This is a genomic window from Methylobacterium platani (assembly GCF_001653715.1).
Classification (GTDB): domain Bacteria; phylum Pseudomonadota; class Alphaproteobacteria; order Rhizobiales; family Beijerinckiaceae; genus Methylobacterium; species Methylobacterium platani.
The window spans coordinates 1-22,410 of record NZ_LWHQ01000044.1; the positions used below are offsets into that span (position 1 = coordinate 1).

Consider the following 22,410-nt stretch of genomic DNA (forward strand, 5'->3'; position numbering starts at 1 on the left):
CCAAAACTGAAAACGCTCTAACTCCGAGAAGCTTCGCCGCCTCCTCAACCCGGTAGGTCAGCCGATCAGGCGCCAGCGCCGGACTCGGCTCAGGTCTTGTCTGCGGCGACGGTGGTTCAGGCGGAGCTGCCCGCTCGACCATGACCGGCGGCAAGGCCTGCACAGCGGCGCGAACCTCAAGCTCGATCAACCGGCGGATTGCGTGCTCGGGGACCATGGCCTTCAAGCTGGCCGTGATGTTCTCGACGACGCGGGCCACGGCAGCGTCAATGACCTGCTGACGGTTGTCGGCCGGCTGCTGCGGGGTTTGGGGCGGGCGACCAGGAGGACGAGGCACGGGGGTGCTCCTGTAGGCTCAGGCGGTACATAGTCGGCGCCGCCTGAGCCTGAGTAGCTACCCCGCCCTCAGGCTGCCTTCCGGCCCAGCCCGATGCTCTTCGCGAGCTCGGAGCGCTGGGCGGCGTAGGTGGCCGCGACCATCGGGTAGTCCGGCGGCAGGCCCCATTTCTGGCGGTACTGGTCGGGGGTGAGACCGCACCCAGCCAGGTGACGCTTCAGGGTCCGGTACTGACGGCCATCCTCGAGGCTGATGATGTAGTCGGGCGTCACCGTCTTCCGGATCGGCACTGGCGGGGTCGGACGCTCTTCCTTCGCGGGCTCAGCCGGCCCGCCGAGCTTAGTCAAAGCCGAGTGCGTCGAGGCAATCAGCGCAGGCAGATCACCAACCGGCACGCTGTTTCTTGTCACGTAGGCGGACACGATGTCGGCGGCGAGGGTAACCAGGGATGAATTAGAATTGTCTTTTTGACTCACTTACTGGCTCCAAGTTGGACATTAAATGTCAATACGGGCGTAATGGTATTTAATAATGCATGATCTGACAAGATTTAGTGACCATCTAACACGTTACAAAGTTGTAGTTTTGGCTTTCGGTCGCTGTGGCGCGGGTGGCTATCCGACGATGAACCTCGCAACTCAGGCAGCCCAGCCCGGTATGGTCGACCAAGCCGCGTCGATCGCGCGGGCGTGCTTCGGTGAAGTAGCGACAGCGACAGGGAGGCCTTCCAGAGCCATCAGGAGGGACAAGGACCCAGCCGTGATGGTGGTGGCGTCCTGCGGCTTGTGGACGTAAATTTTCATGCTTCACCTCCAATGGCGTGAAGAAGACGGGAAAGAGCAAGCGCGCCCCACTCGCGTTCAGCTTCTTTGTCAGACCCGAGCATACCGAGATAGTAGTTCACGAACTGTCGGTCCTGCTCTGTCGTCAGAACAGCTTGAAGCCGAGCCCGCGTGATGCCGCGATGCTCGGCTTCGGCCAGCCCTGCCCGTAAAGCGGCATTCTGGAAGGTCTTGTCGATGGCGCGCACCCTTCCAGGGAACGTAATCACGTTGGGCATCTCTGGTTTCCTCAAGTCGGTGTCTGGCCTGTAGCTTGCAACGCACTACGGATCACCTCAACGTCAATCGTCCGCTCGATGGTCTGCCACCAGGCTTCGGTCCGCTGCGTGTCCAGATTGGTCCAGCACTCGTAGAGGACCACATCGGGCACGCCTGGGAAGGCGCGGCGGGCTGCCTCGATGCCGTCTCCCAGGCCAGCGTCCTGCGCCTCCGCCATGGTGCGGATGATCTCGGCCTCAACCTGCTTGCGGGTGTTGGACTTCATGCTGTGCTCCTCAGGGGTAGGGATCGGTCAGGCAGTCCAGCCGGGGACGGTGGCCCAGGCGCTATCGATCAGACCGGCACGGGTCTCGGCGTGGGCGGGATCTGCGGCGATGGCTGCAGCTCGTGCCTCGCGAAGGGCCTCGACACCTCCGAGGCCGGCCAGATCCTCGCCGCGGCGGCGGAGCGCCGAGACGAAGGCGCCAGCGGCCGGCGAGCCTGCCGGGGCGCCGGCTAGAGCCGAGAGGATCGACAGGACTGCGGCCGTCACAGTGGCGGTGTCCTGCGGCTTGCGGGGCGGGGTGGCCATGCCGTGATCCTCACGCGGCCTTGCGAGCGGCTCGGGCGACAGTGTCGGCAAGCTCGCGCTCGCACGCCGCCTTGAAGTCCCGGGCGTGGGTGTAGTCGCCATCAGGCCCAACCCACGGACCTTCGGGGCCCCGCACGGCGAAGGTCCAGCCGTTCGAGGAGGATACGGGGCCATCAGCGGTGATCGGCACCGGGCGGTCGGTCGCGGCGAAGACGCGGAAGGCGATGATGGGTTTTGGGTCGAGACAGACGAGACCCTTAGCGGCCTCGGCCACGGGCGGAACGCAGATCTCGAACACCGCGAAGCCGGGCGGGGCCGGAACGATAGTCCCGCACAGGGCGTCCAGGTCCGCGACCGGAAGGAGGAGGCGTTCCTTCCGCCCATCCGCGAACATCACGGAGAAGCCGATGCCGGAGCGTGGCTCCTCGGCCGTGACGATGTGGTCGAGGTTGACGATCTTGCCGTCGTTGGTGGTGACGAACATGCGTGATGCCTCAGGCTGCGGGATGGGGCTTGTTCAGGGCGGCGTAGCTCGCCCAGACGTGGCGCTTGTCCGGGGTCTGCATGGCGTTGATGGCCCGGGCGGCAGCGGGGAGCGCGGCGGGATCCCGCTCGGCCTGGCGCAGCAGGCGAACCGCTTCCTGCCCGCGTGGGCCGGTCGTCAGGTGGATCACCGCTTCGAGGCCGCGGCAGCGCGCGATGCGCTCAGGGGCATCGATGCCAGGGGTGAACGGTCCCCAGCGGTCGGGCTCGGGGATCATTCCGCGGCCTCCAATCGGATCGGCGCCGCGGTCGCGAGGATGGCCCAGATCGAAGGCGCCCACCGGATCGGCTTGGCGTCGGGCGGCAGGGTCCAGCGCACAACCTCGGCCCGAACCGGCGCGGGGCGCTCGGCAGCGGGCACGTCGACCACACACCGAAAGCGCGTGACGAGTTCGGGGTCATAGTCGGCCGCGCGGAGCGGCAGGGCGCTCGCCGGCGCGGGCGGGCTCGAGGCTTCGGCGGGTTCAGCCTGGGGCGCCTGCTCCGGCTCTTCGATCCTCACCCACTCAAGCGCGCCGAGCCGGTCGAACAGCCAGCCCTCAAAATCCGCCGGGGCGTTCGGGAGCAGGATCGCCTTGGCCGGGGCGTAGCGCCCGCGGCGTTTGTAGGTCGCCTGCCTGACGATGGCCCCGACGTGTTTAGGGGTGCCGGAGACCTCCGTTCCGGGGGTGTTCTGGCCCGCCGTGACGATGGTTGTAACGTCTATAGTTATATCCCTTATAGACGTTACAACCATCGTCGGCGGAAGCGCCTCGCGGGCGGCCTGGCGGGTCGGGGCTACCTCCGGAAAGCACGCCATGATGTCGGCCGGGCTTTCGAGCAGCACGCCTTCGGGCGCCATCTCGGCCCAGGCGCCGACCTTCGCCTCGTCCCACGACACGACGGCATCCACGCTGAGCGGCAACGGCACGTCGTTGATGATGTCGACGAAGGCGGGGGCGTCGGGACCGCGCCGCAGGGCACGCAATCGACCGATGGCCTGGATCAGTCCGGCCTCGGTGATCTGCCATCGCAGCGCCTCGGCAACGGAGTCGGGGTGCCGCTCGTGCTCCACCTTCACCGTCGCGCCCGACGCCAGTCGGATCCCGCCTTCGGTCCGCGGGTACCAGGCGCTCCCCGCTTCGCCCTCGGGCAGCGCTTCGGTCACCTCGCCGGTGATGATGCCGGCCAGTGGCTCGACGATCCGCGGCCCGGGCTGCAACCGGCCGATGCAGATCAGCCCGCCCCCCGTCGCCCACCGATCAATCCCGGCGACTGCGCCGAAATGGGCGGTCTCGACGTTCTCCGGCAGCCCGATCTCCGAGAGCTTCGCCACCAGGGCTTGGGGCGCAATCACGACCACGATGCGGGGGAAGGCCAGCGCGGCGCGCAGCCGGATCAGCCGCATCAGGTCAACCACCGACCGGCGGGGCATGTCGAATTCCTTTCCTTCGATGATCCCGAGCTTGCGGGCGGTGACCGGCGCGCCGACGATCTGGCGTGTTCGGACGTAGGGGCTCCACCGTGCGGTGATGTCGGCGCGCACCTCGACGGGGTGGCCGAGCACGGGGGCGAGCAGCGCCGGTTCGGGCAACGTGGCGTCGAGGAGGAGAGCGGGGGCCGACCACGAGGTGCGGACCATGCCGAGGGAGCGGCGTTCGATCACCCGACACTCGGCCTCGCGATCGTAGCGAAGATAGAGGCGCCCGGAGGCGGCAGCGCTGCCTTCCAGGAACGTGCGCAGCTCGGCCCAGAGGCCGGCAAGGAGACGCATTTCCTTGTTGTGGGCGGCAACCGCTGCCGCAGCTGCCTTGCGCGCCTTCGGGGGCATCCCGGGCGTGATCCCGGGTTCTCTCTGGCGCATCCACTCAAGGCGGTAGGCATTGGCGGCGACGGTCTTGGTGACGCCGCGCTGAAGCAGGATTTCCCGGCTCAGGGGGCCGTCCTCGTCGTGAGCCCGGAGCGCTCGGAGCAGGGCACCGCGGGCGCTCTGCAGGTCGTTGGCGGCGTTGCTGAAGACGCTACCGTCATCGTCGCGCTCGAATGGGGCTTGCTCGATGGCGTCGAGCGACATGCGCGCCGGCTTGTCCGGCAGGGCTCCCATCGTGAACCCCTCGTCGATCACCAGGGCGTCGGGCTTCGGGATGAACGAGGGGCGGGACTGGAACAGCAGGGCGTGGGGGATCAGCCAGACTTGCGGCTTGGCCTGCCGCTGCCGCTGCATTCCGCACAGGGCGTGGAAGGGGCAGAGGTATTGCAGGCCGTCCACCCGCCGCTCACACACTGCCGCCCGGATAGAGCCGCCCGCGTCGCGCGCGTCCTGCATCGCCGGCAGGTCGAGGCACATCGCGGCATCTTCCGCGTCCGGGTCGGCGCTGGTGTAGCCGCGATAGACCCGGGCCTCGACGCCTTGAGCGGCGAACCGCTCCTGTAGCTCGGCCAGCAGCGAGTGCATCGGGGCGGCGTAGACGATGCGCTGACCACCCTTGGCAGCCTGCGCCGCGCCGGCGATGGCGAGCGCGGTCTTGCCGATCGCGGTCTCAACGCGGGCCGCCCAAGATACCGGGGAGGGCTCGGCCGGCGCTTCCTGGTCGCGTTCTTTCGCCTCCTCGGCGCTCACCTCCCAAGCCTCCCGGTCGGCCTTCCAGGCGGGGACGTGCTGCCCGAAGAAAGCATCCACGACGCCACGGGTCTCGGCCTCCGCTTCGGCGACGGTCTTGCGATGGTCGAGGTAGCTCGGGGCCGCGGCCGGCATCTGCGCCGCGGGCTGCGGTGCGAGGGTCACGAACCCGCGGCGCACCCGGTCGAGGAGCGCCGCGGCTTTCACCCGGGCGGCCTCGGGCGACCAGCGGGCATCATCCAGCAGGGTCGAGGCGGTGAACGCCTCCCAGGCCCGGCCGGCGAGCGACGCAACCGTGATCTCGGCGCCCTCATCCTGCATCGCGAGCGCGACAGCGTATACGGTGCGGGTCAGGTGGAATTCGCGCCCGTCGACCACGCGGCCGGTCTCATCCCGGACGATCTGCCCGCCGCCGGTCCCGCCGCTTTTGCCCCGTCCCGTCCGTCCGCCGGTCCCGTTCAACTCGACGACGCGGCCAAGGCGCGCCAGGAAGTCGTCAACCTGCGCCTGGTTGATCTCTGGGGCCGCATCGGGCCCGGCGGTCAGGGGCGTTTCAGCCCCGATCCAGGAATAGGGCCGGAGGGTCTTGGCGTGGACGCCGTAGGCGACGAACTGCGTCCCCGTGCTCAACACGTCGATGCCGTCGCCGGAGCCGTCGGCCGTCTTGAGGTGGACGCTCGGGATCGCCTCGGCGGCGCGGTAGACCAGGGCGACCTTCGGGGCCTGCCCCTGACGGATGAACGGGGTCTCGCCGAACACCTCGAACGCGAGGGCCTGGGCCCGGTCGGCCATGTCCGGCTCAACGATGAAGTCGGCGTCGATCGTGACGATGTCGCCGCAGGCCATTCCGGTCCCGGGCCACTTCCGCTCGCACTTCTCCCAGTCGGCAAGGTCCGCCGTGGAGGTGCCGGGCCCCTCGAATAGAGCACGCTCACCCCACCGGCGGATGCCCGGAGCCTTGCCCCGTCCGTTGTGCTTCGTGTTGTCGTGGGCGACGATCGGGAGGACGCACGGCCACCCCATCCTCAGGAGTTGGCTGCGGACCTGCGTAGGTGTGAGCCCAGAGACACCGGAGGGCGGGGGCACCGCGACCGTCAAGCGGTGGCGCCTCCAGTCCGAACACGCTCCGCAAGATCGCGGAGCGTGGCGTCGTCATGCGCCTGGAACCGACGGAAAGCGCTGTGCGCGGTCCGCTCGTCCACGTCCGTGTTGGTGTGCGTGATCTCGAACCCGAGGGCCCAGGCCAACGCCTCGTCGGGCTGGCGCTCGACGGCCACGAACCCTCGAACGCCCACCGGGATCGGAGCCGTGATCGCGCCCTCGGCACGGGCGAGAGCTATCTCGGCGTGCGCGGCGAGGCGCACGCGATGGTGACGATCAGGGCGCCGGCGGAAGAACGCCGCGTCGCTCTCCCGGCACGCCAAGATGATGCCGCGCATCTTGGTGGGGATCCGGCTCATGCGGCCGCACCAGGCTTGGAGCGGGGCGCCGGCTTCACCTCCTCGAGGATGGAAGCCGCACTTGCGATGCAGGCCGCGGCGCACCGAATGCCGTAGGCGGCCCCGCGCCGGTCGTGGATGGAGGCAAAATCCGCGGCCGCCCCTGCGTAGGTCTGGGCAGCTATCAGCGCCTCAGCCAGCGCCTCAAACACGGGCGTATCAGTACCATGAAAGGAAGGGGGCGCCGTCTCTGCGGCGACGAGGCGGCTCATGCCCGCGCCCCCCAGCGATCAACCCGGGAAAAGGCGAGATCCGCCAACGCGCGAGAGGTTTCGACCGGATGCCCCGTGCGGCGGGCGATCGTCCGAACCTGCAGCTCGCGAGCGTCGTCGACACCCCAAACAGGAATAGCGGGGTCGATGTGCGAAATAGATTGCCGATTTACGGCGGCGCGCTTATGTACGGTCACAGCGATTTTTGACCTTTAGGCCCCGCACGGTGACCCCGTTGCGGGGCCTTTTTTGTCTGCGCGTCGGAGCATCTGCGGATAGCCAGCAGGCCGCGCCCGCCAGCGGCGGGAAGATCAGGCGGCGATGCTCTCGGGCTTGAGGCCGAGCAGCCGCAAGGCCTCATGCGCAGGGACGACAGTCGCCCGACCCAACCGGATCGAACCCACCTCCTCCCGCTTGATCGCTTGATAGAGCGCGTTTCGTGAGAACCCGCTGGCTTCGGCCAGGTCGGGCACCTTCACCGATCGGCCTTCGCGCGCTCGCTTCACCACTTCGCTGAAGACGCTCATCCGAGCCTCCAATTTCAAAGCACCAGTGCTGCACAAGCTAGCGCGGTACGAGATGTATCGCAAGCGCTGTGGTGAACCAAAAGCACATATGCTGCTTAAACAGCCTTGTGGGACGGCGGACCGAATGATATTTGCTGCGGAGACGTAAGAGACGGAGAGGACGCAATGGCCCGTCGCCCCAACGACAAGACCGGCGCTCCGCGCTTCCCCATTCAGGCGCGGGTAACCCCCGAGCTGCGGGATAAGCTGACCGCAGCCGCCGACGCCTCCGGTCGGTCGATGGCGCAAGAGATGGAGTTTCGCCTTGAGAAGTCGCTGGATGGTTCAGACGACATCATGGAAAGGCTGAACGTGTACGTTCAGTCGCTTGAGCGGCTATTCAACAAAAATATTGAATTGATTGAAAAAAGCGCAGACGCGCTGATTGAGTCATGCGGAGGAGATGATCTTTTTACTCTCTGGCGCATTCCAGCCGAACACATTCAGCGCATTGAAGAGAAGAATGGAAAATCCATACGGGAAGATGTCGAGACGCGTCGCGAGGCAGAGCGAGCAGTTCTCGGCGCAATCACGGATGTGTTTAGGAAATTACCGCCCCCGCTGTCACAGAAGATTGGTGGTGAGAAGTTGATACACGGCGGTGCGGCTCGGCTTCTCGAAGATTGAGTTGAAAAATCCCTGTCGCAAAGGACGCAGGGTACGCAAAGGATATAAGGTTGTAACACAATCGGAATTTCCGTGGTTCACTCATGCAGTGATTGTGCGGAGAATTTTCCGTGAGAGCCGCTTGTGACAACGTGATCAATCTTCGACTGCCTGCTTCTATGCGGGCAGCGCTTGATGCTGAGGCTCGCGCATCTGGCGTGAAGCTTTCCGCCGCCGCTCGTGTTGCGCTTGCCGCAGGTCTCAGGAGTAGCGAGCCGCAGCCTCCACCTGATCCCGATGAGCCCCCGCCGAACGGCGCTGCCCCGGCGACGAGGCAGGCCGCATGAGCGACGGTGCAGACGCCGCCCGCGAGGCCTTCGCCGCAGTCGAACCCGCCAGCGTCATGGATACCCGCCCAATGGCCGGCGCCATGGCGGCCGTTGAAGGCGTGTTGAAGCGCGTCGGACTGCCGGCGGATCCGGACGTGGTCGCGACCATCGCCCTGTTCAGCGTGGCCGGCTTCCTGATCGGCGGCGGAGATGATGACGCCATCGCTCCCGCCGTCCTTGATGAAGTGATCCGCGCGGCGGCGGTCTCTGATCTGGTGACTTGATGAGGACGCCCACGCCAAGCTGGTGGGTCCTCCTGGCGGGCCCGCTATGAGTGACGTTCTGCACTTCCCTTCGCGTCTGTCCGGCCGGGACATGACGCAGATTTGCCGAATGGGCGAGGTTGGCGGCTTGGAGGTGCTGCTGTTGCACGCCGAGCGCGACGAAGCCGAGCCGATGGTCGTCGCGCTCCGAGCCGGCGCCGCCGTTGCCGAGATTGCCCTGGTGAAGTGCGAGCTATTCCCCGCCGCCGCCCTGCCTGACGCGCACACCTTTGCTGATGCCCTGTTCGCAGCTCTCAAGGTGATCCGCGAGCGCGGCGTGCTGCGCGACGCCTTCCTCGGCCCGCATGCTCCCGACGATGGAGAGGCCGCGTGACCCGCCAGTACCTCCGCACGGCTGAACTCACGTTCGAGAAGGGCAGCGACACCATCACAATTGGCGGCGAGGCTGGCTCCACGCTGCGGTTCAGTTTCAGCGTGGAGCACGGCGATAAGATGTCGCCGAACCGGGCCGCCATTAAGGTATACAACCTCGCGCAGTCGAGCGAAGCTAAATTTCTAAAGGAGCTTGGCAAGGTCAGCCTATCAGCGGGCTATCCAGGTAATGTCGGATTAATATTCAAGGGCGAGATCATCCAGACTTTTACTGGCAAAGACAGCCCCGTCGATAGCTTCGTGTTCAGCCTGGCATCCGACGCAGACACGGCTATAAACTATGGTGTTGTCAACAAGGCGCTGGCGGCAGGGCATACTTATCGCGATCAAGTCATGGAATGTTTCAAAGCCTTCCAGCCTCACGGTGTCGAACTTGGTTTCATCGCTGATCTAGGATCAAAGCGGTTCCCCCGCGGTGCTGTTCTCACTGGCATGGCAGTGGATAAGCTTCGGACCATTGCATTTGCCACTCAATGCTCGCCGAGCATTCAGAATGGAAAATTTCAGATGGTCAAGAATACCGGCACACTCCCCGGCGGCGCCATAGTGCTCAACAGCCGCACCGGAATGATTGGCCGCCCACAGCAGACAATCGGCGGCATTGTCGTGCGGACGCTGCTCAATCCGCGCATTGTGGTCGGAGCAATTGTTCAGATCGATCAAAACAGCATAGATCGGCAGGTTTTCGACGCATCTTACACGGGAGCCGTCACAAATACCCTCATTCCTGATGTGACGGTCGATGGTCTCTACAAGGTGCTGTACGTCGATCATCAGGGTGATACACGTAGCAGCGATTGGTACACGACTGCAACTTGCGTAGCATTGAGCAGCAACAAGGGCATCCCGATTTCGCAGGCGCAGCGTGGCATCTCCCTCGGCGAGCCCATGGCCGGCCAGAACTAAATCTTAGAAAGGTCCAGTCATGGCAGACGATATCCTCAAGCAGTTTTTGATCTCAATCGGGTACCGCGAGGACGAGGCCAGCAAGAAGCGGTTTATGGAGGGCTTGAAGAAGGCAGAGCTTGCCGTGGCCGGGCTGGCGACGGGCCTGACTGCTATGGCGACTGCGGCGACGGTTGCTGCCCTCAAGGTGGCCGGTGCGTTCGAGGGGCTGTCCTACGTCTCGCAGAAGGCCGGCGCGTCTATCAACAACCTCAAAGGGCTGGCCTACGCCGTTTCGCAGCTAGGAGGATCCTACCAGGGTGCTCTAGCGTCCGTCGAGGCGTTCGCCAAGCAGATGCGGACGAACCCCGGTTATGAGGGGTTGGTGAGGTCGCTTGGCGTCGCCACGCGCCAGAACGGCAAGCTCCGCGAGACGACGGATATCCTATCTGACCTCGGGGAGGTGTTCCGAAAGCAGTCATACCATATCGGATACACCTACGCTCAAACGCTTGGCATTGACGAAGACACGTTCCGAGCGCTGCGCAATAATAGCGACGGGCTAAAGCGGTTTAAGGAAGAGTACGAGAAGACCACCCGCCGCGTTGGGCTCGATAGCGAGGACGCCGCTCGGAAATCGACTGCCCTGATGCAGTCGTTCCGATCGTTGCAGATGTCTGCTGAGGTCGTCGCGCAGAAGTTGCTGACCGACTTCGTGCCGGCCATCGCCGCGATAATCGACAAACTGCGGGCCTGGATCGAACAGAACCCAGACCAAATCCGCGTATGGATTGAGAACGCCGGTAAGGCTGCTATGGCGCTTGCGGCTGGTTTTATGAAGGTGGTCGACGCTATCACCCCGCTCGTCACGGGCCTCGGCAACATCACGTCGTCTATCACTGGCGAGAAGGGGTTGCAGGGTGGACTCGAGGTCTTCGCAACTTGGCTGACAACGGTGTGGCTGGTGAAGATCCTGGCCGCTTTCACGGGCGTTGGGGCAGGCTGGGCCGCCATGCTCCTGCGGATGGGCCTCAACCCCGCCGTGCTGCTTGGCGGCGCTGCGGCGCTGTCGGGCGTGGCAGTGGCAACTCAGCTACCGAAGGCCGTGGCCCGCGGCGGTGCCGATCCTGCGACGGGCGGCGCCCTCGACGCGAACCCCATGGGTGATGTCGGGAAGGAAAACCAGGGCAGTCTTGGGCGATGGTGGCGTAGGACCATGCCGACGTGGCTCGGTGGTGATAGTCCCGGCAAGGGGATGCGAGCTCGTGCGGAACGGGGAGCGAAGGCCGATCAGACCAACTACAACTTCACGGGCGAAAACGCCGATGCGTTGCGGCAGGCCGCCAAGGAGCTTGGCACCTCACCGGAGGATCTTGCCACCGTCATCAGCTACGAGAGCAAGTTCCGCCCGAACGTATGGGGTGGGAAGGGCGGTAACTACATGGGGCTGATCCAGTTCGGAAAAAGCGAACGTGATCAGTTTGGCGCGAACGACAAGCAAAATTTCAAAGAGCAGCTTCCCGCGGTTGTAAGGTTTCTCAAGTCGCGCGGCTTCAAGCCAGGCATGGGGCTGTTGGATCTATACAGCACCATCAGCGCGGGTCGCCCGGGGCTGTACGATCGCAGCGACGGCTACGGCACCGTCCGATCCCATGCGGAGAAGATGCAGCGAACGGAAGCTGCCAACGTGGCGCGTTTCCTTGGAAGCACAGGCGCCGCGCCTGAGCGCCGGCCTATAGGACAGGCAACGAATGTCAGCGATGCGGAAGTCATCGCTAATGATCACGGCCATTGGAACCGCCTCAGCGCCGCGTTGGGTAAAATGGATTTCTCGCGAACCCATGGAGCGGCCGAACAGCCGCTTGGTGTGAGCAACACCGACAACTCGTCATCGAAGACCCTCAACATGCCTCAGAACATCACCGTCAACGTCCAGGGCGCCGGGTCGGCGACAGACACCGCCGCCGCGACAACCCGCGCTCTAACCCGCTTCCAAGAGTTCAGCTTGCGGAACGCTCAAGGGGCGGTGCGCTAGTCGGCACACCGAAGGAACAGCCCTGCCGCACGGGCATCACCGATTGTCTCCGCGAGAATATGCCCGTTGCGGAGACGATAGTTCATCCTCACGCCTTCAAACCCCGAGCCGTTGGTCTGGAATGCCCCGGCGCCGGCCTGAGATACCGACGCGGACGAACGCCCCCGGACCTCCGAACGCGAGATGACGAGCAGGTTGTCTCCGGTCGGGGGAGCGGCACGGTTCTGGTAGTAGGCTTCGCAATCGTTGCCTGATGCGGCCCAAACCCCGCGCATGGCCTTCGGCACTTCCTGCGCCACAGCCGGAGAGCACATCAGGATAGGCAAGGCAACGAACATGAACCGCATCGCGCACCTCAGCGTCGCATCGGCCGGTGAAGGTATGGGGATCGCCCGCGCCTCTGTCGAGGTCGGCGTACAACGATCCGCCATCCATGCCGGCGCGCACCCGCGCTGGCGAGCCATGCCGCTCGCGCGGCGCACTTCGTGAACGGAACAAGAGGGATTAAGGTGTTCTCCACCGGTTTTTGGTGCTGTCTCATCCGAGATAGCGCCAAGCTCCAAGTCAGATGCACATACCCATGCCCGAGCCATTTTTCCGCCCCGCGCACGCTGACCACGCGATTGTCGAGGAGACGATTTTCCTCGAGTTTTCGCCATCGCTTGAGCATGCCATGCCGTCGTTGATTTCTCTAAAGGATGATCTTAAGGATGATTTCCCAAATCAGGAAATATTAAATTTAATGAAGGTCCAATTTGTTCAAAACAACAATAATAAACCAGAAATTGGATCGCCACAGGTAAATGAAGCTGCCGGCTTACACTTAAGTCGGTTCAACCCAGATGGAACTCTTTTTCAAACTCTAGCGATAGAGAAGGATGCTATTCAAGTATCGCGATATAATTACTCATCCTGGAACGAAGTATGGACAGAGCAAAAATCATTCATAAATAAAGCATTCGCTAAAATATCCCTCGCACCTGCCTTTCTGACGGGAATTGGGATGCGGTGGGTCGACCAATTCATATACGAAGGAGACCCTAAGCTGTACGATGTAAATGCGTTATTAAACAATAAATCATGCTATTTAAATCAAAATGCCTTTAGGTCTGGAACTCGCTGGCATTGTCACACGGGATGGTTCGATAAGAATATTTCTCCTGAGAGGGAAGTTTTAAATCAAGTTAATCTGGATGCTGGACTAATTAACTTGAATGGGGCGATGCGTATTGCTGTAACGATCACACACACTCTGACGCTACGCGCAAGTCAGCAGATAGACGAGCTGTCAGGCTTTGTGCCGAGCGCCCCTGGCGGATCGGACGCATTGTCCGGCTTGATGGAAGCCTTACATGATGGCAACAAGCGCATCTTGAGGAACCTCCTGACCGAGTCGGCGCTTGCCCGGATCGGGTTGGGATCGGAGCAAGCGGCATGATCGCAGCACATCGAGCTACAGGGACTGCAGTGCCGGCCGGGCCCGCTTTGACCCTCGGACTGCTCGCGCTTGATCGTCACCGCGTACCCGTCGCAGTCGCTTTCTCGGCGCTGCTTACGACGACGACCCCCGCCGCGAGTGGTGTCGACACGCATAGGTACGAGGATACGGCTCTCAAGTCCCGGCCGGCGCTCGCGCTGTGCGAGGAGTCTGCGATCATGAAGCGCATCCGCTCTCTCGCGACCTATGAGGCAGGTTGGGACGGCCCTGATAGCATCGGCCCTACCGTAGAAACAGTGAAGCAGGCGATGGCGTTCGCCCAGCATCTGCAGACACTTGGCGATATTGCTCAACCGCACGTTAGCCTCGCCAACGATGGTGAAATCAACTTCTACTGGAAGACTTCTCGGCTTGCATTAGATCTTGGCTTCTCCGGAACCGGGATGTACTCGTACTATGGCCATACGCTAGATGGTGTCGAGTTTGTCGAAGATGGCGCTGATATACAGCAGCCCCTGCCGTCCGAATTAATTGTTGCTCTTCGCGCTTAATAAGACTTTGGGCGGGTCGTGAATGAGTGCGGCAGGAGCGCCGGAAGCGCTTGAACCAAACGTAGCCATTCCTCATGAGGAATGGCTACTCAGGCTCAATTTCAACCCTGAGCACATTGTTGATGGAGCCGTTATTCCGTCTGCGGTAAGCCTCACCGATCTGAAATCGCGTGGGTATAGTGTAGATAGAGAAAAGCTTGTTGATCTCACTGTAGTAAGTGAACGAGCATCAACCTTCTCCGAAAAAAACCCGGAGCAACGCAAAACCTCGTTCCTGTCCAGGTTCGGTTGTGGGCCGGTGTGCGGGGAAGTCGACACCGAAGGGAAACTGGCTTTCTGCGTTGAAGCCTCGCCAGTAATTGCTAACGAAGCTCAAAAAGCCAACCCGGCTCATGCACATATAAAAAGCGCGGTTCCTCGCGGAGAGGGGAGCCTGCGTAAAATTAGAATGCTGCTAATTCCCCACCTGCAAAGCCTCGTTGCGCTCGACGAGTATATAGAGAAGGCCAGCAACGACGATCAGAAGGCAGACACGGCAGAGACAAGCGTTCCGCTTTCTGAGGCCGCAGATCCCGAAAAAGCCTGATGTGAACACGATGCCGGGGATCGACCGGGACCACCTTGAGGGCCTGTTACGCGACCCGGAGGCCTTGTGCGGCTCATATGCCCGCGCAGCTCGTGCCCTGAAGCATGCGATCGGCGAAGCGATGGCAGCGGCCTAAGTGGCGAGCCCCGCCGGCCGGTGAGGCGCGGCGGGGCAATGCCGTGTCCGCACGGCGGGGGACTCGGTACGCAACACGTCCCAGGCTCGAAATAGCGCGGAAGGGTGAACGGGCCATCAACCCTGAAACGCCGAACGCCTCCGCGCGGCCTTGAAGGCGTCGGGGAGGCGTTTGGGGCAACGCAACAGGATTAGGATCAGAGATTAGGGCAGGCCTCGAACAACCTGCGCACCTCCTCAACCTCCGGCGGCTCCTCGCACCGCAGCAGTTCGGCGACCTCCTCGTGGCAGGCAAGCCAGCGCTCGGCGAAGTAGAGGAGACGCCCGCCGGCCCGGTCGAACCCGATGCGAGACACCCTGAGGCTGGCGCGCTCCATTCGCCGGAACAGGTAGCGGACCCGGATGCAGAGCCAGAGGAACCGGGCGGTTTGGCGAGGCGTCAGACGGGGCTCGGCGGCGGGGATCGCGGTCGGCATCAGAACCCCACGACCCAGAGGACGAGGAACCCGGCGGCCGAGATGATGTTGCCGCGCCCCGCTTCGTGTCCGGCGCTCGCCAGCACCTCGCGCGCCAAGCGTCGGTAGCGTCCGGCAACTCGAGCGGCACCCGGGAGTCCGAGGGCGAGGGCAACGCGCATGGTCAGGCGCGTCTTCATGACAGGCACTCCGGGCGGATGGTCTCGAGGTCGCGGTCGCCACCGCGCAGCCACACGATCTGCGAGGCGTGACCCTCCGGGGCGCCGAGGGACGGTTCGTCGTCAGCGCCGTCCTCGAGGTCTGGGTTTCCGTCGGCGCGATCCAGGATGCCGATGAGACGTTGTGCGGTCTCAAGGGCGGCCTCAATGGCGCGCTCGATGTGCTCGCGGATCTCGGGCGCCAGAACAGGACAGGCGGGCGTCAGGGTGGCGCCGGCAGCGCTGGGCTGCCGGGCCGGGAAGGTGACCACGTTCGACACGGATCAGGCTCCCCAGGCCTGAGAAATCTCGCGCATCATGTCGGCGTCACGGATGCGGTCTTCACAGTCAATTTCGTGCCGAATGCGCAGGCTCAGGATGTAATCGCGCTCCCTTTCATTCTGAGGGCTGCGGTTCGTAATCTCGCTAATAATTCGCTCTCCGACGAGAGCCGCACGGGTTTCCTCGAAATCTGCCAAATGACCCACCGGGGATGCATGAACGCAGCCGCGTGGATCTCTAAATGCGACGCTGTAAGGTCGTGCGACGACACCCTCCCAGAGGTGCCGAGCTGCCTGATACGCCTCGTGGAGGTTCACGAGCTGCAACACGGTGAGCGGCTTCAGGTCGACCTTCTCGGCGGAAGTCCCGGCCCCGGTGTGCCCGTTACGCTCTGACTGGGCTTCGGCGAAGATCTGATCGGAGCGGAACATAAGCGCATGCAATGCATCGATCCGCAGATCGCGCGTGAGCCGGGCTTCCAACTCAGCGCAGGCGGCCCCATCGAGGCCTTTGCACTCTGCATTGAACCGGCGGGTGCGCTCGGACCGGGCGATGTGGTGCAGGCGCATCGCCATGAAAGCGATCCATTCGGCGGCAGGTCGCGTGGATATCGCGCCGGCCGCGTCAGCGTAGGTCACGAGGCCGGTTTCGTGGTCGTAGGTGTCGACCCGCGCCGGGGTGGCTTTGGCCGACTTCGACCGCCCATCATCTGTCTGCGGGACGGACAATGCGGCATCGCGGAAAGCGTCGAGCACCGCCAACGCTTCGGCGTCCGTGTCCGGGCTACTCTGGCGCATGGCCTCAGGCAGGTAGGCAGCGAGGGCGCGCAGGCCGACGGCCGTGGTCGGCCGTGTGCTCAGAAGAGCATTGAACGCTGCCCGCTCGCGCTCGCGCGGCCCCTCCGCTGCAACCTCTGCAGCGTCGTACTCTGGCGTCCCCATGATTGCGTCGTTCCAGATATCGAGGAGCGGCGCCCATGCAGCGAAGGCGGCCTGGTGCTCCTCGATGGCCGCTAGGATCGGATCGGCCGCGGTCTTAGGCTCGACCGGGCGGCCGACGTGACGCATCTCCTCCGGCTCCCGGGCGTGCTCGCCGAAGCTGAGGTTGCGGAAGGCCACAGCCATCGGGTGATCCCGCTCGGTCGCGCTGGCGTCGCCGAGGGAGTGCATCTGCCGCGAGATGACGGCCGCGGCGTAGGCAGCTCGGTCCGTATCCGAGTGCAGCGGCATGTGAAGCAGCGCGCGGAAGGCCTCCTCCTCGGCCTGCCGCCGCTCGGCCACATCCGGCAGCCCGTAAGCCTCGGTATAGAGGGCATAGCCGTAGGCCATCTCGTGCGCGGCGAGGGCGGCGGCGAGGGCCTTCGACGGCGTGCCGGCGCCGGTCGGCTTCGGCGGGGTAAACCGGGCGGGCTTGCCGATCACCTTCGCGGCGGAACCCTTCAGGGCGGCGTAGCGCTCACGAAAAGTCGGGCGGGGAGCGTCGGGGTTGCGGCGGGGGAGCTTCAGGGACAGCGGCATGTCAGTTCACCTGTTTGCTAGTGTACTAGTGAAGTGGTGTGCTGGCGTCGGGCGAAGACGGCTTCAGAGGTGCGTGGCGAGGCCGATCAGCCCTATGCCGCCACCGATCAGGATCAGGGCGGCCAGCAGGTCGCCGGAGGCGTTCAGGAAACGGAGGGCGCGGACATGAGGGGTGTCCGGCCGGTTGGCGGAGGCGCCGTGGATGGCGTCCCATTCCTCGATGTCGTGGGGCTCATCCACACCCGGTGGAGGGGCGGGTTCGCGGCGCTGGTAGGCTCGCGAAGAGAAGTAGCTGCGCGCCTCGGGCGACTGAGGGACGACGGGCGGGACGGGGCGGCGGGGGGTGGAGGTCATCAGCCCGCCCCTCACGCCTGAGCCTGCGCGTGGGCGATCATCACGGCGAACCGCTGGAACAGCCACGCACCGAACGCACCTTTGTCGAAGTCCGTCGACACCTCGGCGAGGTAGGTTGCGAGCGTGCGCACCTCCTCGGCGCCGGCCGGGGTCAGGGTCAGAAGGGCGTTGAGGGTGGCCGCCTCCTCGTCGCTGGCGCGATCCGCGATGGCGAGCATCAGGCGTTCGTCGGGCGCGCTATCCTCCTCCGCCTGCACGTAATCGCGCACGGCCTGATTGACGGCGAGGTTCGCGCTGCGGTGGGCCTCAATGGCGGCGAGGATCGGGCTCGGGCCGCGCGGGGCCGGAAGCGCGATTACGGTCGGGGGCGAGGCCTCGGGAACGAACAGGACGAGCTCTGCGAGGCGGGCGCGGATCAGGTCGCCGAGGTCGCAGCCGCCGAGCCCGCACGTCAGCAGGTTGGCGGCCTCCTCTTCGACGTACCAGCGAAGGTGCGCGATCAGGGCGTGAGCGCCGGGTCGGGTACTGCAGGCAGTACCTAGGAGGCGCATGGCGGCCTCGTATTCGGCATGCTCGGCGTCTTCGGCCTCGTCGTCGGGGGCAACCTGGAAGGCAGCCCAGGCGCGGCGGTGCGACCGGATAGCGGACAGGATGGGGTCGGCGACGGCGATCGGCGCCGGCAGAGTCAGGATGGGAGCGGCGGCCGCTACCTTCGCGGGAGCCGCGAGTAGCGCGGCGGCGCCGGCCACGATGGCGCGGCGGCTCGGAAGGGCGGTGAGAAGGGCGAGCGTCAGCATTGCCATAACCGGTGTCTCCGGGGCTTGAGGAAGCGACGATGTCAGGGGAGCCGGCGACCGCCGGCCCGGATCAGAACAGGCGCAGGAAGCCGGTGAGGGCTGCCCCGCCGCCGAGGGCGAGCGCCACACACAGAGTCTCGCCAAGGATGGTAGCGAGGCGCGGCAGGCCGAACCGACGCGGCGACGCGGCGGCAGGGACGGGTGGCAGAGCGGCGGCCAGATCGCGCAAGGCCATGGCGCCGGAGCCGTGCGGTTCGAGGTGGGCCGCGTTGCTAGCGTGGTGGCGGATTAGGGCGTGAAGCCCGGCCACGGTGCGGGGCTGCATCGAGATCAGGGAGGCGTAGGCCGCGGCCTCTCGGGTACAGGCAGCGTCCGCCTCGGCCAGAACCTCAAGCGCCCTGGCAGGGCTCACAAGGGCACCGTCGGCTCGACCGCAAGCGGCGAGGGATCGGGAGAGCGCGACCTGCTCGGCTCGGTGGGTTTCGATGGCTGCGAAGACCGGATCGGGAGCGGTCACCCGCTCGAACGCCTCGGCGGCATCGCTCGCAGCCACCGCAGGCCACGCCAGCATGGCCGGCAGCGTGGCGAAGATGCCCCGGCGCTCCGTGCCGGCAGCGTTGGCGGAGAGGGTGTGCATGGGTGTGAGGCTCCGGCGACGGTTCAGGGTTGGGATCAGTGCGTCGTGGCGGCGCGGGTGGCCTTGGCGAGTGCCCAGGTGGCCTTGAGGGTGACGGACAGGGCCTCGCTCCAGGCCGAGCCGGTGCGGGCTTGGTGGACCTTGGCGGCGGCGATGGCGGCCGACATGATCGCGGCCTTGTCGTAGTCCCCAGCGACGACGAGGGGCCGGCGCTTGGCGGAGGTGGCAGCGATCAGGCCGCGGGCGGCGAGGAAGCCGGCGGGGCGTTTGGCGCGATCGGCAGCGACGGCGTGCATCGCAGCAGTCCAATCAATCTGTCGGGTGGCGGCCATCAGCTTGGTCCCGGACGCTTTATGTGCTATGAGCACCTTTATGGTGCCAATGGCAGGTGCCGTCAACCCTAAAATGGTGCCGATAGCACATGAGCCCGGGCCAACCCGAAAACCCGCCCCTTCTTACCGTTGAACAGATCCGGATGGCTAAGGCGGCTCTTGGGTGGTCGAACCCAACGTTAGCCGAGAAAACCGGCCTTCATCGCAACACCCTGAACAGGGCAGAAAACGGCGAGGCCAAAAGATCGACGCTTGAGTTGCTTAGGAGGGTGTTCGAGGAGGCAGGTCTAGAGTTCATCCCCGAGAACGGGGGCGGGGCCGGGATCCGCTTCCGCAATCGGGCGGACGGAACGCGAGGGGAGCATTGAAGCTCGAACCTTGGCCAAAGAAGCCGGATCTAATCAAGCTAGATCAATAGCTTGCGTTGAAAATCGGGCTTAGGGCAGGATCCGCTTTTCTGGGGCTCTGTCGGCAGTGCTGGCTTGTCAAATTAGCGACATGGCCGACTGGCACTGCCGACTGAGCTATCTGGATCCTCCCCCTTGCGGCGGCTGTCTTATCGGTCCATCGTGTGGGACCGACCGAACAGGATCTTAGCTTGCTCCGAACTCCATGATCTGGAGGTCCGATGCCGCGTCGATCACTTTTGACGGACGAAGAACGTCACCAGCGACGACTAGAGTCGAAGCGCCGATGGCGAGAGGCCAACCGCGAGAAAGCAAACGCAGCGGCGCGAGTTTCCCGCGCAGCCGAGCGCCGAGCTGCTGGCATCCAACCAAGGGTAAAGGGTGAGCGGACCCCGGAGGGGAAGCGCGTCCGCGTGATCACTCCGGAACAGCGGAAGCGCTATCTGGCGAACACGACGCATAGCCCCGAAGCGATTGCGAAGGGCAAAGCATACAGAGCAGCGTGGAACAAGAGGTGGCGACAGACTCACCGTGAGGAATACGCTGCCTACTATCGTCAGTGGCGAGCTGCGAAGGGCGATGCGTATCGCGCTCGTAGCCGCCAGCGTTGGGCTGCGGCACGAGATACTCGCCTTACTAAGAAAATGCTAAATGAACCGAAATTACTGTATGCTGAAATTAAGAAGCATCTACCTGTTAATTTCACCGGCACCATGCGAGAGGATGTGATCGGTGAAGCCTTAGTGCATTGCTTCGAGGGGCTGAGCGTTGAGAGGGCTGTGAAGCTTGCCCGGCTGAAAGTCGGCCGGGAGTTCCGCGAGGGCAACTTCCAAAACATTCCGATTGAGAAGGCGACTTGGCTATGAACGATTTCGCAGGCTCGCCTTCTCCGGATCAAGGCAGACGCCAGGTTTCACGGCGCCAGCGGAACGGGCTGCACGCAAGGAGTAGCAGCGGCTCAGCCGCTCGTAAGCCACTGAACAAGCTACCTTACTGGTGTAACAACAAGTTAGCGTGAAGGTACGCAGTCATACTAGCACGCTGGCATGCTAACGCTTCTTCACGCTCTCAAGCCCGCCGTGTCCCTGCTGCTTAAGGTAGGCGTCGAGGGCGTCGAGGTACACGTCGTGCGCCTTCCGATCCTCGGTGAAGGCAATCTCCTTGAACTTCCGCGCCACCTTCGGGTGCAGGTAGAGCATCACCTTGGCAATGTCCTTCGCAGGCTTGCTAGGCGGAGCACTGGACTTCTGGACTTCCGGCTGCGCTGCCTGTGCCGGCTGCGTCGGTTCGGCCGCAACGGGGGAAGCGGGCGCTGCCGGTTGGGGGGTGCCGCCGGTCAGGGCGTCGAGCGCGCTATTTCTCTTCTGCGTCGACATTGCCGCTCTCCATCCGCTTCCTGCACCAGGCCCATACCTCGGCGACTTCGGCCGCTGCCTTGCCGTTCGGGTCGTACTCGTGGACGCCTTGCCCAAGCGCGTAGGCGTACTGATGATCGATGCGCGACGCGATCGGCACTGGCAGCACCATGCCTTGCGTGCTCAAGCGGACCGAGACCGCGGCCGTCACCCTGGCCTGTCGGTTGGTGGGCGCCTGGTTGATGACGAGGGCGTAGGGCCGCCCCATCCCTTCAAGGGCCCGTACGGTCGGCATCGTCGCCTTCACGTCCGCCTCGCTCGGCCGGACGGGGATCAGGCACAGATCCGCCTCGCGCATCGCGCCGCGGGTCGCATGGCTGTCGATGCCAGGCGTATCGATAATGATTAGCGTGAAGCCGGCATCCCGAAGCCGGGCGATGGTTTCCGGGACGGCGCCGGCCTGGTTGTGGTTGAGAACGGCCGGCGTCTCGGCCGTGCGTGTCTCGTACCAACTCGCCGACGTGCCCTGCGGATCAAGGTCGAGGATGCAGACCCGTTCGCCGGCCTGCTCGGCCACGACCGCGAGGCTGACGGCGAGGGCGCTTTTCCCGGTGCCGCCCTTCTGGGTGACGAGGCTCAAGACCCGCATGGCGGCTCACACTGATGCGTTGGCATACTGCTACGCTATCACCCTTGTGCGCCGGTATGCCAATGAACCGTTAAGCCGGCACGCTGGCACGCTGGCAGGCTGATGTGCTGGCGTAGCTGCACGCCTGTGAACTAATACACCAGCACGCCAGTTTGCCATTGCACCTGTGTGCTGGTGCGTGTAACTTTCGATAATCGTTATTCTCGAAAGTTTCAGAGGGGCAGGGTTACAGGCGCCGTGATGAAACAAAGCCCAGGCTATCATTCATCCGCAGGCCCCGCCGTGGTAGGCTCGCCCCGCCTTGCTGGGGAGTGGCCGGCGCGCTCCCCCGATCCGGGGACCGGGCGCGCTGGCGCTTCGGCCGCCCCTGCCGATGTGCTAGGATCCGCCTCACTTGGCGGGCGGGTTCCGGCGCGGTCACTCGAACATGAGACAGGCCACGCCGGGCCTGCGCCGAGATCTGCCAGCCTGTTCCGCGAGATGCCGGAAGCCGCGTGGCTCCTCGTCGAGGCGATCACAGCCAAGGCGCCTCCCAAGCCCGAGTTCGGATCGCCCTGTAACGGGTGCGGCTTCTGCTGCGCGGCCGAGCCCTGCGGCGTGGCCCGCCAATTCGTCCCCGGCGCGATCGAAGGCAGCCCGTGCCCTGCGATGGAGTTTGAGGCCGGCCGGTTCTGGTGCGGCATGGTTCGCCGGCCGGGGCACTATCTCGGCCTTCCCGCCTGGGGCGACGAGGAGATG

At 64.5% G+C, this 22,410-nt stretch carries 33 protein-coding genes and 1 pseudogene; 12 read left to right on the plus strand and 22 right to left on the minus strand.

Annotated features, from left to right (window positions below):
* The 11 genes and pseudogenes from A5481_RS34970 to A5481_RS22080 all read right to left on the minus strand — a co-directional run.
* Positions 1-259, minus strand: a pseudogene (locus A5481_RS34970) (hypothetical protein); the annotation flags it as partial.
* Positions 260-405: 146 nt separating this feature from the next.
* On the minus strand, positions 406-813 hold the full coding sequence (locus tag A5481_RS22040; RefSeq protein ID WP_048435072.1) for a Ros/MucR family transcriptional regulator: 408 nt from the start codon (positions 811-813) through the stop codon (positions 406-408).
* Positions 814-1,136: 323 nt separating this feature from the next.
* On the minus strand, positions 1,137-1,397 hold the full coding sequence (locus A5481_RS33780; protein WP_156311927.1) for a hypothetical protein: 261 nt from the start codon (positions 1,395-1,397) through the stop codon (positions 1,137-1,139).
* Between the two features lie 11 nt (positions 1,398-1,408).
* The gene (locus tag A5481_RS22045) at positions 1,409-1,663 is read right to left on the minus strand and encodes a hypothetical protein (RefSeq protein WP_048435071.1); all 255 of its coding nucleotides are present in this window, start codon (positions 1,661-1,663) and stop codon (positions 1,409-1,411) included.
* 27 nt (positions 1,664-1,690) lie between these two features.
* Positions 1,691-1,969, minus strand: coding sequence for a hypothetical protein (locus A5481_RS22050; RefSeq protein WP_053082435.1), 279 nt, complete (start codon positions 1,967-1,969; stop codon positions 1,691-1,693).
* A 10-nt stretch (positions 1,970-1,979) separates the two neighbouring features.
* Positions 1,980-2,453 (minus strand): hypothetical protein, encoded by a 474-nt coding sequence (locus A5481_RS22055; RefSeq protein WP_048435069.1) that lies wholly within the window; start codon positions 2,451-2,453, stop codon positions 1,980-1,982.
* A 10-nt stretch (positions 2,454-2,463) separates the two neighbouring features.
* Positions 2,464-2,730, minus strand: a complete 267-nt coding sequence (locus A5481_RS22060) for a hypothetical protein (protein WP_048435068.1) — start codon at positions 2,728-2,730, stop codon at positions 2,464-2,466.
* On the minus strand, positions 2,727-6,134 hold the full coding sequence (locus A5481_RS22065) for a bifunctional DNA primase/polymerase (protein WP_064504303.1): 3,408 nt from the start codon (positions 6,132-6,134) through the stop codon (positions 2,727-2,729). Before A5481_RS22065 ends, A5481_RS22060 begins: the two co-directional genes overlap by 4 nt.
* A gap of 71 nt (positions 6,135-6,205) precedes the next feature.
* Positions 6,206-6,571, minus strand: coding sequence for a hypothetical protein (locus A5481_RS22070; protein ID WP_048435066.1), 366 nt, complete (start codon positions 6,569-6,571; stop codon positions 6,206-6,208).
* Positions 6,568-6,822: a hypothetical protein gene (locus A5481_RS22075; protein ID WP_245238952.1), complete on the minus strand. Its 255-nt coding sequence runs from the start codon at positions 6,820-6,822 to the stop codon at positions 6,568-6,570. Before A5481_RS22075 ends, A5481_RS22070 begins: the two co-directional genes overlap by 4 nt.
* Positions 6,823-7,133: 311 nt before the next feature.
* Entirely contained in the window at positions 7,134-7,349 is a 216-nt protein-coding gene (locus A5481_RS22080) for a hypothetical protein (RefSeq protein ID WP_048435064.1), read from the minus strand.
* A gap of 165 nt (positions 7,350-7,514) precedes the next feature.
* Between A5481_RS22080 and A5481_RS33785 the strand changes: the two genes are divergently transcribed.
* The 5 genes from A5481_RS33785 to A5481_RS22100 all read left to right on the plus strand — a co-directional run bounded on the left by A5481_RS33785 (position 7,515) and on the right by A5481_RS22100 (position 11,959).
* The gene (locus A5481_RS33785) at positions 7,515-8,015 is read left to right on the plus strand and encodes a TraY domain-containing protein (protein WP_156311926.1); all 501 of its coding nucleotides are present in this window, start codon (positions 7,515-7,517) and stop codon (positions 8,013-8,015) included.
* Positions 8,016-8,337: 322 nt separating this feature from the next.
* Complete coding sequence (locus tag A5481_RS22085) at positions 8,338-8,607, plus strand: hypothetical protein (RefSeq protein WP_048435063.1); 270 nt, start codon at positions 8,338-8,340, stop codon at positions 8,605-8,607.
* A 46-nt stretch (positions 8,608-8,653) separates the two neighbouring features.
* Positions 8,654-8,980, plus strand: a complete 327-nt coding sequence (locus A5481_RS22090) for a hypothetical protein (RefSeq protein ID WP_156311925.1) — start codon at positions 8,654-8,656, stop codon at positions 8,978-8,980.
* Positions 8,977-9,945 (plus strand): phage protein, encoded by a 969-nt coding sequence (locus tag A5481_RS33790; protein WP_156311924.1) that lies wholly within the window; start codon positions 8,977-8,979, stop codon positions 9,943-9,945. Before A5481_RS22090 ends, A5481_RS33790 begins: the two co-directional genes overlap by 4 nt.
* A gap of 19 nt (positions 9,946-9,964) precedes the next feature.
* Positions 9,965-11,959, plus strand: coding sequence for a phage tail tape measure protein (locus tag A5481_RS22100; RefSeq protein ID WP_053082433.1), 1,995 nt, complete (start codon positions 9,965-9,967; stop codon positions 11,957-11,959).
* On the opposite strand, the gene A5481_RS22105 is transcribed toward A5481_RS22100, so the two are convergent.
* Positions 11,956-12,297, minus strand: a complete 342-nt coding sequence (locus tag A5481_RS22105) for a hypothetical protein (RefSeq protein ID WP_210179217.1) — start codon at positions 12,295-12,297, stop codon at positions 11,956-11,958. The two genes, A5481_RS22100 and A5481_RS22105, sit on opposite strands and share 4 nt — an antisense overlap.
* Here A5481_RS22105 and A5481_RS34975 point away from each other — a divergent pair.
* From A5481_RS34975 to A5481_RS33800, 4 genes are all read left to right on the plus strand, one after another.
* Complete coding sequence (locus A5481_RS34975) at positions 12,296-12,448, plus strand: hypothetical protein (protein ID WP_210179218.1); 153 nt, start codon at positions 12,296-12,298, stop codon at positions 12,446-12,448. The genes A5481_RS22105 and A5481_RS34975 overlap by 2 nt on opposite strands.
* Positions 12,449-12,539: 91 nt before the next feature.
* Positions 12,540-13,397 carry a TIGR04255 family protein gene (locus A5481_RS32700; RefSeq protein WP_167350075.1) on the plus strand — a complete coding sequence of 286 codons (858 nt, stop codon included), beginning with the start codon at positions 12,540-12,542 and terminating at the stop codon, positions 13,395-13,397.
* Positions 13,398-13,615: 218 nt separating this feature from the next.
* The gene (locus A5481_RS33795; protein ID WP_156311923.1) at positions 13,616-13,948 is read left to right on the plus strand and encodes a hypothetical protein; all 333 of its coding nucleotides are present in this window, start codon (positions 13,616-13,618) and stop codon (positions 13,946-13,948) included.
* Between the two features lie 22 nt (positions 13,949-13,970).
* A complete protein-coding gene (locus A5481_RS33800; protein WP_156311922.1) occupies positions 13,971-14,534 on the plus strand; it encodes a hypothetical protein in 564 nt (187 codons plus the stop codon).
* A 332-nt stretch (positions 14,535-14,866) separates the two neighbouring features.
* On the opposite strand, the gene A5481_RS22115 is transcribed toward A5481_RS33800, so the two are convergent.
* The 8 genes from A5481_RS22115 to A5481_RS22145 all read right to left on the minus strand — a co-directional run bounded on the left by A5481_RS22115 (position 14,867) and on the right by A5481_RS22145 (position 19,225).
* Entirely contained in the window at positions 14,867-15,145 is a 279-nt protein-coding gene (locus A5481_RS22115; RefSeq protein ID WP_048435060.1) for a hypothetical protein, read from the minus strand.
* On the minus strand, positions 15,145-15,324 hold the full coding sequence (locus A5481_RS22120) for a hypothetical protein (protein ID WP_064504305.1): 180 nt from the start codon (positions 15,322-15,324) through the stop codon (positions 15,145-15,147). The genes A5481_RS22115 and A5481_RS22120 overlap by 1 nt, the downstream gene beginning before the upstream one ends.
* Positions 15,321-15,623: a hypothetical protein gene (locus A5481_RS22125; protein WP_245238950.1), complete on the minus strand. Its 303-nt coding sequence runs from the start codon at positions 15,621-15,623 to the stop codon at positions 15,321-15,323. Before A5481_RS22125 ends, A5481_RS22120 begins: the two co-directional genes overlap by 4 nt.
* A gap of 3 nt (positions 15,624-15,626) precedes the next feature.
* On the minus strand, positions 15,627-17,141 hold the full coding sequence (locus A5481_RS22130) for a hypothetical protein (RefSeq protein WP_048435059.1): 1,515 nt from the start codon (positions 17,139-17,141) through the stop codon (positions 15,627-15,629).
* 63 nt (positions 17,142-17,204) lie between these two features.
* Positions 17,205-17,495 (minus strand): hypothetical protein, encoded by a 291-nt coding sequence (locus A5481_RS33805; RefSeq protein ID WP_156311921.1) that lies wholly within the window; start codon positions 17,493-17,495, stop codon positions 17,205-17,207.
* Positions 17,496-17,506: 11 nt separating this feature from the next.
* Complete coding sequence (locus tag A5481_RS22135; RefSeq protein WP_156311920.1) at positions 17,507-18,298, minus strand: hypothetical protein; 792 nt, start codon at positions 18,296-18,298, stop codon at positions 17,507-17,509.
* Between the two features lie 64 nt (positions 18,299-18,362).
* Positions 18,363-18,929 carry a hypothetical protein gene (locus tag A5481_RS22140; RefSeq protein WP_048435058.1) on the minus strand — a complete coding sequence of 189 codons (567 nt, stop codon included), beginning with the start codon at positions 18,927-18,929 and terminating at the stop codon, positions 18,363-18,365.
* Positions 18,930-18,964: 35 nt separating this feature from the next.
* Positions 18,965-19,225, minus strand: a complete 261-nt coding sequence (locus A5481_RS22145; protein WP_245298652.1) for a hypothetical protein — start codon at positions 19,223-19,225, stop codon at positions 18,965-18,967.
* 179 nt (positions 19,226-19,404) lie between these two features.
* On the opposite strand from A5481_RS22145, the gene A5481_RS32705 reads away from it, so the two are divergent.
* Both A5481_RS32705 and A5481_RS33810 read left to right on the plus strand, forming a co-directional pair.
* On the plus strand, positions 19,405-19,629 hold the full coding sequence (locus tag A5481_RS32705; protein WP_082173628.1) for a helix-turn-helix domain-containing protein: 225 nt from the start codon (positions 19,405-19,407) through the stop codon (positions 19,627-19,629).
* Positions 19,630-20,081: 452 nt separating this feature from the next.
* Complete coding sequence (locus tag A5481_RS33810; RefSeq protein WP_156312208.1) at positions 20,082-20,534, plus strand: hypothetical protein; 453 nt, start codon at positions 20,082-20,084, stop codon at positions 20,532-20,534.
* 183 nt (positions 20,535-20,717) lie between these two features.
* On the opposite strand, the gene A5481_RS33815 is transcribed toward A5481_RS33810, so the two are convergent.
* Entirely contained in the window at positions 20,718-21,044 is a 327-nt protein-coding gene (locus tag A5481_RS33815; protein WP_156312210.1) for a hypothetical protein, read from the minus strand.
* The gene (locus tag A5481_RS22150; RefSeq protein ID WP_048437551.1) at positions 21,022-21,672 is read right to left on the minus strand and encodes a ParA family protein; all 651 of its coding nucleotides are present in this window, start codon (positions 21,670-21,672) and stop codon (positions 21,022-21,024) included. The genes A5481_RS33815 and A5481_RS22150 overlap by 23 nt, the downstream gene beginning before the upstream one ends.
* A 480-nt stretch (positions 21,673-22,152) precedes the next feature.
* On the opposite strand from A5481_RS22150, the gene A5481_RS34980 reads away from it, so the two are divergent.
* Positions 22,153-22,410 (plus strand): hypothetical protein (locus A5481_RS34980; protein ID WP_048437552.1); only part of this gene is annotated, 258 nt, incomplete at its 3' end.

Excerpts from the sequence above, each read along its gene's own strand:
- A5481_RS33780 (WP_156311927.1), bottom strand. The coding sequence starts at position 1,397 with ATGCCCAACGTGATTACGTTCCCTGGAAGGGTGCGCGCCATCGACAAG.
- A5481_RS22045 (WP_048435071.1), bottom strand. The coding sequence starts at position 1,663 with ATGAAGTCCAACACCCGCAAGCAGGTTGAGGCCGAGATCATCCGCACC.
- A5481_RS22050 (WP_053082435.1), bottom strand. The coding sequence starts at position 1,969 with ATGGCCACCCCGCCCCGCAAGCCGCAGGACACCGCCACTGTGACGGCC.
- A5481_RS22055 (WP_048435069.1), bottom strand. The coding sequence starts at position 2,453 with ATGTTCGTCACCACCAACGACGGCAAGATCGTCAACCTCGACCACATC.
- A5481_RS22060 (WP_048435068.1), bottom strand. The coding sequence starts at position 2,730 with ATGATCCCCGAGCCCGACCGCTGGGGACCGTTCACCCCTGGCATCGAT.
- A5481_RS22065 (WP_064504303.1), bottom strand. The coding sequence starts at position 6,134 with ATGGGGTGGCCGTGCGTCCTCCCGATCGTCGCCCACGACAACACGAAG.
- A5481_RS22070 (WP_048435066.1), bottom strand. The coding sequence starts at position 6,571 with ATGAGCCGGATCCCCACCAAGATGCGCGGCATCATCTTGGCGTGCCGG.
- A5481_RS22075 (WP_245238952.1), bottom strand. The coding sequence starts at position 6,822 with ATGAGCCGCCTCGTCGCCGCAGAGACGGCGCCCCCTTCCTTTCATGGT.
- A5481_RS22080 (WP_048435064.1), bottom strand. The coding sequence starts at position 7,349 with ATGAGCGTCTTCAGCGAAGTGGTGAAGCGAGCGCGCGAAGGCCGATCG.
- A5481_RS33785 (WP_156311926.1), top strand. The coding sequence starts at position 7,515 with ATGGCCCGTCGCCCCAACGACAAGACCGGCGCTCCGCGCTTCCCCATT.
- A5481_RS22085 (WP_048435063.1), top strand. The coding sequence starts at position 8,338 with ATGAGCGACGGTGCAGACGCCGCCCGCGAGGCCTTCGCCGCAGTCGAA.
- A5481_RS22090 (WP_156311925.1), top strand. The coding sequence starts at position 8,654 with ATGAGTGACGTTCTGCACTTCCCTTCGCGTCTGTCCGGCCGGGACATG.
- A5481_RS22100 (WP_053082433.1), top strand. The coding sequence starts at position 9,965 with ATGGCAGACGATATCCTCAAGCAGTTTTTGATCTCAATCGGGTACCGC.
- A5481_RS34975 (WP_210179218.1), top strand. The coding sequence starts at position 12,296 with ATGAACCGCATCGCGCACCTCAGCGTCGCATCGGCCGGTGAAGGTATG.
- A5481_RS22105 (WP_210179217.1), bottom strand. The coding sequence starts at position 12,297 with ATGTTCGTTGCCTTGCCTATCCTGATGTGCTCTCCGGCTGTGGCGCAG.
- A5481_RS32700 (WP_167350075.1), top strand. The coding sequence starts at position 12,540 with ATGCCCGAGCCATTTTTCCGCCCCGCGCACGCTGACCACGCGATTGTC.
- A5481_RS33795 (WP_156311923.1), top strand. The coding sequence starts at position 13,616 with ATGAAGCGCATCCGCTCTCTCGCGACCTATGAGGCAGGTTGGGACGGC.
- A5481_RS33800 (WP_156311922.1), top strand. The coding sequence starts at position 13,971 with ATGAGTGCGGCAGGAGCGCCGGAAGCGCTTGAACCAAACGTAGCCATT.
- A5481_RS22115 (WP_048435060.1), bottom strand. The coding sequence starts at position 15,145 with ATGCCGACCGCGATCCCCGCCGCCGAGCCCCGTCTGACGCCTCGCCAA.
- A5481_RS22120 (WP_064504305.1), bottom strand. The coding sequence starts at position 15,324 with ATGAAGACGCGCCTGACCATGCGCGTTGCCCTCGCCCTCGGACTCCCG.
- A5481_RS22130 (WP_048435059.1), bottom strand. The coding sequence starts at position 17,141 with ATGCCGCTGTCCCTGAAGCTCCCCCGCCGCAACCCCGACGCTCCCCGC.
- A5481_RS33805 (WP_156311921.1), bottom strand. The coding sequence starts at position 17,495 with ATGACCTCCACCCCCCGCCGCCCCGTCCCGCCCGTCGTCCCTCAGTCG.
- A5481_RS22135 (WP_156311920.1), bottom strand. The coding sequence starts at position 18,298 with ATGGCAATGCTGACGCTCGCCCTTCTCACCGCCCTTCCGAGCCGCCGC.
- A5481_RS22140 (WP_048435058.1), bottom strand. The coding sequence starts at position 18,929 with ATGCACACCCTCTCCGCCAACGCTGCCGGCACGGAGCGCCGGGGCATC.
- A5481_RS22145 (WP_245298652.1), bottom strand. The coding sequence starts at position 19,225 with ATGCACGCCGTCGCTGCCGATCGCGCCAAACGCCCCGCCGGCTTCCTC.
- A5481_RS32705 (WP_082173628.1), top strand. The coding sequence starts at position 19,405 with ATGGCTAAGGCGGCTCTTGGGTGGTCGAACCCAACGTTAGCCGAGAAA.
- A5481_RS33815 (WP_156312210.1), bottom strand. The coding sequence starts at position 21,044 with ATGTCGACGCAGAAGAGAAATAGCGCGCTCGACGCCCTGACCGGCGGC.
- A5481_RS22150 (WP_048437551.1), bottom strand. The coding sequence starts at position 21,672 with ATGCGGGTCTTGAGCCTCGTCACCCAGAAGGGCGGCACCGGGAAAAGC.